The sequence below is a fragment of the Paenibacillus sp. J22P15 genome (assembly GCF_056269345.1).
On the sequence record NZ_JBWDNT010000006.1, the window covers coordinates 211,329 to 224,266 of the forward strand.

The following is a 12,938-nucleotide window of genomic DNA, read 5'->3' on the forward strand; positions in this document are numbered from 1 at the left end:
ATGGCCTTTTCTAGAAAGACCACAGATAACCCTTCTTCATCAATTAATGTGTAGAATCGTGTGAGACATGATGTCCTTTAAGCGGTTGACTGCCATGGACACGATCTGTTGACTTAGCGTCCGGTCTGCGTCCCATAAACGGCCACCAGTTCGCAGGCCCGAAAGTACGAACCATGACTGGAATAAACAATGGAAGCATCAACAGTGCATAGATGAACAATCCACACAGCACAATGGTCGCAATTTGCAGGAGCGACATCACGCCTGAAGGAAGCATCGCAGCGAATGTTCCGCCTAAAATGACGGCTGCAGACATAATAACAGTACCCATGTTTTTCATCGCTTCGAGAATCGCTTCTTGCGGCGATAAATGACGGTACTCCTTAAAGCGATCCATCAAGAAAATACTGTAGTCAATTCCGAGCGCCACCAGCATAACAAATCCGAAGAATGGCACCGCCCAGCTAATGCCTGATTGCCCAAGCAGCCTTACGAATATAACCTCAGCAATCGCCATTGAGGAATAGAAAGTAACCAGGAGCGATGCAATCATGTACAGCGGCATGACGATCGAGCGGAACAAAATAATAAGGATAATCGAAATACCGATCAGCATGAGAATGACCGTACGAGAATAATCAGATGCTGAAATATTACTTAAATCGTTATTCATACTGGTGACGCCGCCGATAGCTACCTGTGCTCCGCTATACTCTGTGCTTTGAATAGCACGGTTAACAGCTGCTTCAAGTCCATCGATCTGAGCCATTGTTTCTTGTGCATACGGATTGCCGCTAAATACGACATCAAATTTCGCTGTCTTGCGGTCCTCTGACATATAAACGTTAAGTGCAGCTTGGAATTCCTCGTTCGCAATCGCTTCATCTGGAATATACCAGCCTGTCATTTGCTTGTTTGGAGATTCAGCAAGGCTGTTCAAGTATCCGCCAGCAGAAGTCAGCCCATCCGTTACCTGAGATAAGCCGTCAACACTTTGATCAAGGCCGCTAGTCAACTCACCTAGTTGATCGTTTAAAGATGCAAAGCCGGCTTGAAGCTCCTTCTGCCCGTCTGTTAGCTCATTAAAGCCTTGTGTGACACCCGGCAGCTTCGAGACAATTTGACCTTGACCTGCTGCTGCCTGCTCAATACCTTTTTGCAGCCCGGTAAGCCCTGCAGCAAGCTTGCTAAGTCCTGAAGCTAGTGCAGATTGCCCTTCATTTGCTTGCAAGAAACCTGCATTCGCCTGCGTCATGCCAGCCGAGATGCCCGTTAGCTGATCATTCAGCTGCGACAATTGCCCGCTGATGCCAGCAGCTCCCTCTTGAAGCTGACCAAGAGCAAGAAGTGTTTGCTTAAACGTCTCGTCGTTTTGCAGTTCAGGATAACTCTCCTGCAGCCCTGTCAGACCTTGCTCTACGCCTGATAAACCGCCCGCAAGCTTCTCCTGTTCGGCAGCTATCGCACGATAAGCGCCCGTTAGCTGACCAAGCCCGCCGCCTAGCTGCTCGTAGCTGCTAAGCAATTTATCACTAGCACCTGCTAGCTGTTCAGCGCTAACTTGTGCCTGCTTTAATCCTTCGGCAAGCTCTCCTGCACCTGCTGATCCATCCTCCAGCCCCTGCTGGATTTTTTTCAGACCTGTACCAAGCTGTTCGATACCTGCCTTCAGCTCATTCGTACCATCAACGAGCTGACCTGCGCCGTTCACAGCTTCATTCAGCTTCGGTGCATTTTCACTTAAGGCGCTGCTCGCCTCGGAGAGACCGTCTCCGATTTTGCTGAGGCCTTCGCCGCTTTGACCAAGTCCATCCTCAAGGGTGCCGACTTGATCGGACACAAGAAACTGCTCCATCACATCTCCTGTTGGACGAGTTGCGCTGCGAACAGCTTTAATACCTCCCGTATTTGCAAGCTCACGACTGACTTGCTCTAGTACAGCGAGCCCTTCAGGTGTATCGAGAGGCTTATCAGCTTTGACAATAACCGTTGTAGGCAACGAATCACCAGGCCCAAAACTATCCGAAATAATATTGAAAGCTTTAACCGAATCATATTTGTCGCCAATCTCATCAAGCGAGTTAAAGGAGATCGTGCCTTTGTACGCTGTAAGGAAAGGTACGATGATAACCGCCAAAATAACGAGCGCCCATAAAGGCCTTTTTAATGAAAACTTACCTACCGTACCCCACAGCTTGCTCGGCTTATGCTCCAGTGATCCTTTCGCCGGCCAAAACAGCTTCGTGCCCAGTACCGCCATAAAAAACGGTACGATCGTGAACAATGCGATAAGCAGAACAGCTACTCCGACTGCAACGGCAACCGCCGAGCGGTAAAGCATAAACGTCGAGAATCCGATTGCGGAGAAGCCTACGAGAACAGCTAATCCAGAAAATAATACCGTTCTTCCCGCAGTCCGGTAAGTCTGCACAATGGCTTCTGTCTTATCTCCGCCGTTATGTGTTAATTGTTCCTTGAAGCGGCTAATGAGTAAAATACAGTAGTCGGTACCGATTCCAAATAATACGGCAACCAAGAAAATTTGCGTGAAGTTAGAAAGCGGAAAATCAAAGTATTTAACTAAGTATGCGATGACTGATTGTGATATTAAATAAGTAAAGCCAACCGCTACAAGCGGTACGAGCGGCGCAACCGCCGAACGGAATACGACGAATAATATAATCAAAATAAAACCAAGTGTAATGAATTCTGTTTTCTTAAGCCCTTCCTGCGAGCTTTGTACAACATCCTCCGAGATCAGCCAGTTGCCGGTGTAATAATGCTCCACCTCCACATCAGAGATCGTCTCATAAAGTCCGTCTCTCAACTCCGAAAGCTCCCGGTCACCAGCTTCAACATTGACGAGCGCAAGAATAGTGCTTCCATCTTTGGACAGCATTTGCTCTTCCAGCTCTTTAGTATCAAAGTGAGTCGTGACAGATAGTACCCCGATTGCCTCCGCTTCGCTCTTCAGCTTATCGATTCCGCGCTTTACCTCCACGAAATCAGCGTCTGATAAACCGCCATCCTTATGAAAGACAAGCACAGTCGCCATTCCGCTGCTCGTGCTGGCACCGTCGCTTCCCCCAATAGCCTCCTCCAATTCGCTAGCAACTGAAGAAGAATAACCATCAGGTACATTAATCTGCCCTTTCGTACGAACGAGCTCTTCCATATTTGGCGCGCTAAGCATTAGGCCAACCGCGGCAGCAAGCCACACCATCAATACCAGCCATCTGAATTTCAATACAGTTCTCATCACTGTTCTCCCTCCAAATAAAATAGAACTAAGAATCCATCATTTCCTTTGCAAGCTTCTCGAAGGTTTCAATAAAACAGTATGCCTCCTGCTCTTCAAAACGATTGATATACTTTGCTAAAAGTACATGAATCTTATCTTCCATATGATCACAAACTTGCTTGCCCTCCTCGGTCAGCGCTAAGTAGATGACGCGCCGATCCTTCTCGTCAGGCAGTCTTTGAATGAGATTCTTATCAAATAATCGCGTAATGATTGCTGTTATTGAGCTTTTGCCCACGCAGAATATATCCGCTAATTCGGAAGACGTGCTCATTTCCCTCGACCGCAAATAACGCAGCGTAGCAAACTGGTCCACCGTTAGATCCTCCGGCATTAACTCGCGGATCATCGCATTTAACCGACGGTTTACGAGAAAATTTGCCGCCTCGTATCGATCGATTATTTGTTTTAGTGACGCTCGATCCACACCGATGTCCTCCTTTCTATGCAGCTGAAAATAGTCATGAAATTAATTCTATTATGCAATAGTTCGACAGTAGAACTATATCAAAGGAATATATGTAAAGCAATTCCTTAATTTAGAACAAATTGTGAACGAAAGGAAGTGAAAAGCAGACAAGCTATTTGCTTTTTATCAACATCCATTTATATACTATTATAGTAATCAAATATTAATTATTGGAGGTTTGTCGTATGTACGATATCGTTATTATTGGTGCTGGTCCCGCAGGGGCAAGCGCAGCCATTTTCACTGCCAAAGCAGGCAAAAAAACGCTCGTGTTTGAAAACAACAAGGGCATGACAAAGCGTGCCTGGTTCGAGAATTATTACGGAGTTATGGAAATCGGCGGTCCTGACTTTGTCGATACAGGTAAACGACAGGCGGAGAAATTCGGCGCGGAGATCAAAGAGGAAACGGTGCAAAATATCGTTGCCATCAATGACGGTCTACGAGTAGAAACCGAAGGCGGCAGTTATGAAGCTAAACATGTGCTTATTGCGACAGGTGTTTCAATCGACCTTGCAGAGCATATTGGACTCATCACGAAACCAGGTACCGAGCCTCGTATTAAAACCATTATTTCAGTTGATGCGGTAGGAAAAACGAATATCGATAATATTTGGGCAGCAGGAACTGTAGCAGGCGTTAGCGTTCACGCGATCGTCACTGCAGGGGACGGCGCAAAAGCAGCTATTAACATTATAAGTGAGCTTAACGGCGAGCGGTATGTGGATCATGATATTCTAAAAGCGTAGAAGCTTCCTCCTGAAGCAAGAAGTATTTCAGGAAAATTTGTATAATTATAGGTAAATTAAAAAATTTATTATTAACGTTCCGTACATAGGGTGCTTCGGCACCCTTTTGTTTTGAAGTAAAAGATCGTGTCACACTTCTTGCGTTAGCAGCAGATTCGAATCATTTTCAATTTTTATACGGCATTACCTTTTCCCTTACGAGTCTTTTTATCCTTCTCGGCTTACGCATATTCGGCTATTGGCCTGGACTCTTAATCGCCGCAATCGTTTTTTCCATTGGAACCTTTCTCATGGACCGTCCTCTCTTTCAATTCATCATTTTTATAGAATTTTGTTATTCTGAATACGAATATCGCTCTATCTAATGTAATAAAATGGATGTTAATGATCTATTCATTTTCCGACATATTTCGACGATATCTTATCTTAGTTTATATTCTATTATAAGGTGTGATTGATTAGATGCTGCGTATAAAAGACAAAAGTTTAGTCGTTACCAGCTCCATCGTACTAGCCCTTCTTTTGGTAATGGTCATTAGCGTCACGGAGTATTTATCTTACAGCTCTCAGAAAAAATCATACTTAAATGAAATTAAACGAATCGGGGAAACACTCAGCTATCAAATAGAAGCTGGGCATAATCTGATTACGTTTGGCTTTAATGAGCTGTCTGCTGGCCGCGATACCAACAATGACAACTTTGAGCTGCTCAAACTGCAGCTTGATGTCATGATCAAAAATGATATAGTTGCCAATGCTTATGTGTTTATGCCAGAGATTATTGATCGCGATGGCAAAAAATATATACGAATGATGCAAAGCAACGAAGCTCTCTTTGCCACTGGCCTTGGACCCGGAGCGGAATATGAACTGGATTCTGTAGCGGAAGCAGGTATGAGCAACGCTCTGGAAAACGGGCATGCAGTGTCTGACGTCTTTACGGATGAGTATGGTCAGTGGGTTTCTTATTTCGCTAGGCTCAAAGACCCGAACGGAAAAGTCATTGGTTTATTCGGTGTCGATTTTGATTTCAAAAAAATCAATGATGATTTAAGGATTATGTTATGGAAAAGTATAGCGATCGCTGCTCTTCTTTCCGTCATCGCCATTGCTATAATTGTTGTACTTATTCGGATCGCACTGAAGCCGCTCAATCGGTTGGCGAAAGTATCCTCATTAGCTGCAAAAGGCGACTTAACGCTTGCTGTTCCCGTCAAAGGCGGCAAAGAGATTGCCCAGGTCTCCATAGCTTTTAATGAAATGATCGCAAGCCTCCGCCTGCTTACGAGCAACATTCGAACCACATCCGATGAGGTGGCAGGATCGGCCGCTAACATGCAGCAAAGCGCTGAGCAGACGTCCAGGGCGACAGAAGAAGTAACCGAAGCTATCCAAGAGGTTGCTTTCGGCACCGACTCGCAGCTGCAAAGCCTGCAAGAATGCCAACGCGCTATGACAGAGATGACCATTGGCATTCAGAGAATTGCTGAATCCACGTCTTCTGTATCCGAGCTGGCTGCTGACACTTCTGCACTCGCTACGAAAGGTGAGACGGTCATTGATCAAACCTTGCATCAAATGAACACCATCGAGTCCAATGTAGTTGCTACGGTAACCACCTTGCATGAGCTCAAAGAGCAAAGCGACAAGATTGGCAATATACTTGCGTTGATCGGCGATGTGGCCAATCAAACGAACTTGCTTGCGCTTAATGCTTCAATTGAAGCAGCACGCGCTGGTGAGCATGGTAAAGGCTTTGCTGTCGTTGCTCATGAAATTCGGAAGCTGGCTGAGCGTTCCAAGGAATCATCTCAGCAAATCGGTGTGATTTTGCATAGCATTGGAAGCTATGCGACTTCAGCTGTATCATCCATGGAGCAATCGGTGGAGGCCGCACGCTTTGGTTCGACCATTTCGACACAGGCTGGCGAATCCTTCCGTTCTATCGTGACTTCTATACGCGACGTTTCCAATCAAGTGCAGGAAGTATCTGCCGCTTCGGAGCAAATGTCAGCTGGCAGCGAGCAAATTGCTGTTTCGTTAGATGAACTCTCAGGCATAACAGCCATCACAGCAGGAAATTCACAACGTGTCGCTGCGTCCTCGGAAGAGCAGCTTGCGTCCATGCAGGAGGTCGCAAGCTCCTCCGAACAGCTGCGTAATTTAGCAGCCAGCTTGAACGAGGCCATTGGCCGTTTCAAAACCTAATGACAAAAAAACGGCTAAGCGGGATTGATTCCGCTTAGCCGTTTTTCGCATTATTCCTTATGCTGATGCCGCTCCGAATTGCAGCTGATACATCGCATAATACTTGCCTTGATGCTCCATAAGCTCCTCATGACTGCCGCGCTCTACAATGACCCCACGATCGAGTACGAGAATTTGGTTTGCATTCCGAATCGTCGACAGACGATGCGCAATAACAAATGTCGTGCGGCCTTTCTTAAGGACATCAAGCGCCTCTTGAATGATCGCTTCCGTCTCCGTATCAATACTGGCTGTCGCCTCATCAAGAATAAGAATGGCTGGATCATAGGCCAGTGCTCTAGCGAATGAAATCAACTGACGCTGACCGGCCGATAGTGTGCTTCCCTTCTCAATAACCGGCGCATCAATGCCGCCCTGGAACTGACTGAACATGTCGTATGCTCCAACGTCACGGAGCGACTGAACGATCTTCTCTCTGCTGATTTCAGGGTTATCCAGACTAATGTTCGATGCAATGGTTCCAGTAAAGAGGAACGGGTCTTGGAGTACGATGCCCATATGCTGGCGAAGCAGCTGCTTCGGTATTTCCTGTACATCGGTACCATCCACAATAATCTTGCCTTTATTCGAATCATAGAAACGGAACAACAGATTTAGAATGGAGCTTTTGCCCGAGCCCGTATGTCCAACCAACGCTACCGTCTGTCCTTGCTGAGCGTGGAAGGAAATGTTCTTCAGTACATACTCATCCTTCTTATAAGCGAAGGATACGTCCTCGAACTTCACGTCTCCCTTATACCGCTCCATCTTGCCGGAAACGACGTCTATTCCTTCCTCATCCATCAGCTTAAATACACGTTCTGCGGATACACGAGCCGTCTCTAGATTCGATAACTGATTCACGATACCGACAATCGGGGCAAACATCCGGTGCATGTAATCGATGAATGCATAAAGCACGCCAACCGATACCGCTCCGCGAAGCGAATCACCCCAGAACATAATAAGCACAATAAGAAACAAGGTGTTGCGTACGACGTTAACAAGATTATGCGACGTAAGCGAGTTAAGACTGAGCAGCTTGTTCTGATACTTGTAATAATGCTCATTCATGTCCTCAAATTCCTTCGCCGTTTCCTTCTGACGACGGAACGCCTGAATAATCGTCATTCCTTGTATGGATTCATTAATCATGCCGTTGATCTCGCTCAGCTTCGAACGAATAACGCGGTTATAACGGGCGGCGAATTTACGGTAAACGATAATCCAAATGATAAGAATAGGTATTAAAGGCAGCGCCACAAGCGCTAAACGAACATCCAATAAAAATAACGCTCCATAGATCGCCACCATATAAATAATGCCTGTGAAAAAATTCGCCAGAACTGCGACATACAACTCACGAATGGCTTCTGTATCGTTCGTCACCCGCGACACAACCTGCCCTGCTGATAAATTATCGTAATAATTGACGGGCAGCCGCTGCGTATGAGCAAAAATATCTGTACGCATCTTACGTACGATACGATTCGCTGAGGTTTGTAGCATGAGTCGCTGTCCATAGGTAAAGACGGCAACTAACAATAAAAATCCAAAGTACATAACCGCCAGCTTCATGATCGCTGGGAATTCCGGCTTATAGAAGGAGTATAGCTCTTCTGAAGTAAGCTTAGTCACGGGGTACGTGACGCTTTCGTTCGTCGTCTTGTTTGTTACGATAAGGCTGTTTCCTTCTATGACACGCTTACCCTGATCGAACGCAAGCGCATCATCCAGCCAATAGAAATTGCGCCCAACCTGCAGCACGCGAACCTCCTTGCCCTTCTGCTCTGCAGCGGCAAAATGATCCTCGCGCTTATACCATTTATCTTTATAAAGAACTGTAAAGTCCTGCTTAGCCTCGACTTCATGCCATTTCTTCTCGATGCCGAGAATGTTTTGGTCAATCATTCGTTTGGCAATTAGCGGTCCAGCCAGCTCTGCGCATACAGCAAGCACGAGCAGGAGAAGTGCTATCAGGATCGTTTTTTTATAAAGCATGGCGTATTGAAACAATCGTTTTCCTGTGTTACCCATTGCCCTTCACGCCTCCAATTTATTACGTTTCAATAATTGCTTCCAACTGCTGACGATCATATTGCTCCCGATACCAGCCGCCGCTCTCGAGCAGCTGCTCATGCGTGCCTTCCTGTACAATTCGTCCTTCATCGAGGACGATAATCCAGTCAGCATGCTGCACCGCAGATAAGCGATGCGTCGTGATAAGCGTCGTTTTTCCCGCTCTTTCGGTACGAATTCCCTCAATAATCTCGGACTCCGTTTTCCCGTCCACCGCTGAGAGAGCATCGTCCATTAGCAATATTTCTGGATCGGCAATGAGCGCTCGCGCAATACTGACACGCTGCTTCTGGCCGCCGGACAGTGCAACGCCTCGCTCGCCAACCAGCGTTTCAAGACCATCCGGTAAAAACTTAATATCCTTTGCGAACGATGCCCTCTCCAGAGCACGCTGCAAATCCTCGTCCGTTCCTTCTTTCAAACCGTAGAAAATATTTTCACGGATGGTTCTCGAGAATAGAATAGGCTGCTGCGGCACATAACCGATCCACCCAAGCATGTCATCAATCTTCAAGCTGCTAAGCGGCTCGCCTGATATACGGATGGTGCCCTTCCCAAGCGGATACTCACGAAGCAGCTGCTTGAGCAAAGTTGTCTTGCCGCTCCCTGTTCTTCCCACGATACCTAGCGTTTGTCCCTGCGATAACTTAAAGGACATATTAACTAAATTATCAACTTGAGAGGACGGATAACGGAATGTGACATTTTGGAATTGCAGTGAGGATGGCTCCTCTACCTTAACAGGCACAGCTGCATCGACAACGTCCGGTTTATAACCAAGCGTCTCACTTACACGATCGAGTGATGCATTACCGCGCTGCATGATGTTAATCAGTTCACCGATGGCGAACATCGGCCAGATCAGCATCCCAAGAAACACGTTGAAGGAAACCAGCTCCCCAAGTGTTATTTCGTTTTGGAATACTAGAAAACCACCGTAGCAAAGACCGATCAAATAACTCATTCCGACGAGAATTTTCATTGTCGGCTCGAATAACGCATCGATGCGCGCAACAGCAATATTTTTGTTAAGCACTTCATTCGTTTTGGCACTGAAACGCGCCTCGCTCGCTTCCTCCTGTACGAAGGCTCTAACGACACGAACACCGGATACCGATTCAAGCACTTCATCGTTGAGATCACCGAATGCGTCCTGCGCATCCATGAACCGCTCGTGAAGTTTTTTGCCGTAATGCTTCATCGCAAGTGCCATAAGCGGCAGCGGCAGCAATGCAGCAAGGGTGAGCTTCACACTGATTAAACCTGCCATAACAATCAAGATCGTAATCATAAATAGAGTCGAATCGATTAACGTCAAAATACCAAACCCTGCCGTCTGTGCAACCGCTCCTAAGTCATTTGTCGAACGCGCCATAAGATCACCCGTCCGGTTACGCTCATAAAAGGTTGGAGTCATTCGCATGAAATGTCCCATCAACCGGGACCTTAGCCGCTTCTCCAGCACAAATGCTCCGCCAAACAGCTGATAGTGCCATATGTACGTTATGATATAGCCCACTACCGTAAGTGCGATCCAGCCGTAAAGGATACGATCAAAATCAGCTTGACCAAGCAGATCCTGATGAATGCCATCGATCGTGTAGCCGATAAGCCACGGTGGAATAACATCAATAATTCCCGTTAGAACTAGAAGTGAAATAGCGACTGTGTATCGCTTCCAATTCAATTTGAAAAACCAGCTTAATTTCTTGAGTACACTAAACATCCTTCTCTACCACACCTTCCGCTATCCATCCAAGCTTCGTTTACCTTCGATATACTCTCGAGAACACAAAAAAGCGTGTCGCCGTAACGACACGCTTCCCTCCCTCAAAAAAACGCGACTTAGAACACAGTCATGTCTCGCGAGGGCATAGAAAAGGCGCATGATTACGGTTACGTAATCATGCGCCTCTGATGATGGGGGTTACCCTTAATCAAAGTGAAACAACGCGCGGATGGATTACGTTATTCATGTTCAAACGATAGTTCTTTGCTGCAATAAAATTAATGTGCATATGAATGTTCATGGAACGCAATCCTCCTCTCGATAAAATATATTAGTCACTTTACCATTCGATGAAATTACTGTCAATAGTGATTGCTTAAAAACAAAATAATATAACTCTCTGTGTTGAACATACTAAATGTCACAAATCGTTGAAAATTTCTGTGATCTTAATCACATAGTTTGGTGCATCCTAAGGTCTATACTTGAACATATTAGATGTGAATAGTTATTGGAGGGGTTACTCATGTTAAGTACGCAATGTATTCAAATTATTAAATCTACGGTTCCTGTATTAGAGGTTCACGGCGTGACGATTACAAAACGCTTCTATCAGCTTATGTTCACCAATCACCCTGAGCTCCTCAACATATTCAATCATGCTAACCAAAAACAAGGCAGACAACAGGCCGCGCTTGCCAACGTCGTTTATGCAGCAGCGCTGCATATCGAGAACCTTGCAGCTATTATTCCGGTTGTGAAGCAAATTGGACATAAGCATCGCAGCTTAGGAGTAAAGCCAGAGCACTATCCGATTGTCGGCAAATATTTGCTGATGGCGATTAAAGATGTGCTTGGAGAAGCAGCTACGGATGAAATATTGAATGCATGGGCGGAGGCTTACGGCATAATTGCGGATGCTTTTATAAGCATAGAGCAAGAAATGTACGAGAATACACACTCGCAGGCGGGCGGCTGGGAGGGCTTCCGTGCTTTTCGAGTGGAGCGAAAGGTGCAGGAGAGCAATGTAATCACTTCTTTCTACTTGGTTCCAGAAGATGGCCAGCCCATTGCAAGCTACGAACCTGGTCAATACGTAACCGTGAAGATCAAAAAGGAAGGCGCCGAACATACGCAATTACGACAATATAGCTTATCCGACGCTCCTGGAAAGCCTTACTATCGAATCACGGTTAAACGCGAGGATGCTTATCTAGACCGCTCCGCCGGCGAAGTATCGTCTTACCTTCACCAGCATATTGTTGAGGGCGAAACTTTATCGTTATCCGCTCCTGCTGGAGACTTTATTCTAAATAGGACGGATGAGCGTCCCGTCGTATTGATAAGCGGAGGTGTCGGATTGACGCCAATGCTCAGCATGCTAAATACACTAACCGAACATGATCCGAAGCGTCAGGTAACCTTTATACATTCCGCACAGAACGGTGATGTCCATGCCATGAGGGAGCAAGTGAATCTGCTTGCGAGTGAACACCCTCAGGTCTCTGTCTACTATTGCTACGAGAAGCCGACAGAAAGAGACCAGAAAGAGCAGCTTTTCCATAAGGAAGGCTATATTGATCTGCCTTGGCTGCAATCCATTATTACAGATACTGACGCTGCCTTTTATTTCTGCGGCCCGACTCCATTCATGGCGGCAATTAATCAATCTCTTCAGCAAATGGGAGTGGCCGATTCGGATATTCACTATGAATTTTTCGGTCCCGCAGCCAGCCTTGAGCTTGCAGCGATAAGCTAGCTTGCTCCTATCTCGGCTGCGCACGCAGCAGCCGATTGACCGTTTCGCGGCGAAGGCCGATGAGCTGACCGATCTCATCCTGTGTCAGTACATCGGTTATCGCTGTCGGTCCAATATATGCCGCAAACCATTCCTGCAGCTTCCTTAGCTTATCGGCAGGCGTCACTTGTGTTAATTGATCGATTCGCTGCTGCATCATTCTCAGCTTACTTTGAAGGAGCTTTGCGACTTCAAGGCTTTTCTCCGGATTCTGCTTCAGCTCGTCGTACCAAAGCTTCGGCGATACGAGTTCGATCTCACAAGCAACAAGCGCAATCGCTGTGCCGTGATAAGGCAAAGGACTAATTAATGAATGATGAGGAATGATCTCGTTCGGTACGATGATATTAACTAGAACCGGATGGCCGTCTTCATGAACACGAACAATTTTCAACAAACCGCTCTTTAAGTGAAACAGCGACCCGCTTTCTCCTTGATTGAACAACGTCTGTCCTTTATGCAGCTGCATCGTATTCTCCTTATCAGCAAGCCCAGCCGATTTTATGGTTGGGCTTATTTTAATGTCTCACTGCAACAGAGTGAACGCTGTCATTCGAATTGATAAA

The 12,938-nt window shown here is 46.3% G+C and carries 8 protein-coding genes; 3 read left to right on the forward strand and 5 right to left on the reverse strand.

The annotated features are described in order from the left end of the window. Positions 1-43: 43 nt before the first annotated feature. Together AC0YN6_RS15875 and AC0YN6_RS15880 are read right to left on the reverse strand one after the other, a co-directional pair. On the reverse strand, positions 44-3,259 hold the full coding sequence (locus AC0YN6_RS15875) for an efflux RND transporter permease subunit (protein ID WP_475748008.1): 3,216 nt from the start codon (positions 3,257-3,259) through the stop codon (positions 44-46). Between the two features lie 28 nt (positions 3,260-3,287). Continuing rightward, complete coding sequence (locus AC0YN6_RS15880; RefSeq protein WP_475748010.1) at positions 3,288-3,728, reverse strand: MarR family transcriptional regulator; 441 nt, start codon at positions 3,726-3,728, stop codon at positions 3,288-3,290. Between the two features lie 227 nt (positions 3,729-3,955). On the opposite strand from AC0YN6_RS15880, the gene AC0YN6_RS15885 reads away from it, so the two are divergent. Both AC0YN6_RS15885 and AC0YN6_RS15890 read left to right on the forward strand, forming a co-directional pair. Continuing rightward, entirely contained in the window at positions 3,956-4,519 is a 564-nt protein-coding gene (locus AC0YN6_RS15885) for an FAD-dependent oxidoreductase (RefSeq protein ID WP_475748011.1), read from the forward strand. A gap of 462 nt (positions 4,520-4,981) precedes the next feature. Further along, positions 4,982-6,727 (forward strand): methyl-accepting chemotaxis protein, encoded by a 1,746-nt coding sequence (locus AC0YN6_RS15890; RefSeq protein WP_475748012.1) that lies wholly within the window; start codon positions 4,982-4,984, stop codon positions 6,725-6,727. A 57-nt stretch (positions 6,728-6,784) separates the two neighbouring features. Here the strand turns inward: AC0YN6_RS15890 and AC0YN6_RS15895 are convergent, their stop codons facing one another. After that, entirely contained in the window at positions 6,785-8,803 is a 2,019-nt protein-coding gene (locus AC0YN6_RS15895; protein ID WP_475748013.1) for an ABC transporter ATP-binding protein, read from the reverse strand. 22 nt (positions 8,804-8,825) lie between these two features. Continuing rightward, positions 8,826-10,571 carry an ABC transporter ATP-binding protein gene (locus tag AC0YN6_RS15900; protein ID WP_475748014.1) on the reverse strand — a complete coding sequence of 582 codons (1,746 nt, stop codon included), beginning with the start codon at positions 10,569-10,571 and terminating at the stop codon, positions 8,826-8,828. Between the two features lie 529 nt (positions 10,572-11,100). Here AC0YN6_RS15900 and hmpA point away from each other — a divergent pair. Next, positions 11,101-12,333: an NO-inducible flavohemoprotein gene (hmpA, locus tag AC0YN6_RS15905; protein WP_475748016.1), complete on the forward strand. Its 1,233-nt coding sequence runs from the start codon at positions 11,101-11,103 to the stop codon at positions 12,331-12,333. A 7-nt stretch (positions 12,334-12,340) separates the two neighbouring features. On the opposite strand, the gene AC0YN6_RS15910 is transcribed toward hmpA, so the two are convergent. Then, positions 12,341-12,841 carry a Crp/Fnr family transcriptional regulator gene (locus AC0YN6_RS15910; RefSeq protein ID WP_475748017.1) on the reverse strand — a complete coding sequence of 167 codons (501 nt, stop codon included), beginning with the start codon at positions 12,839-12,841 and terminating at the stop codon, positions 12,341-12,343. Positions 12,842-12,938: the final 97 nt, after the last annotated feature.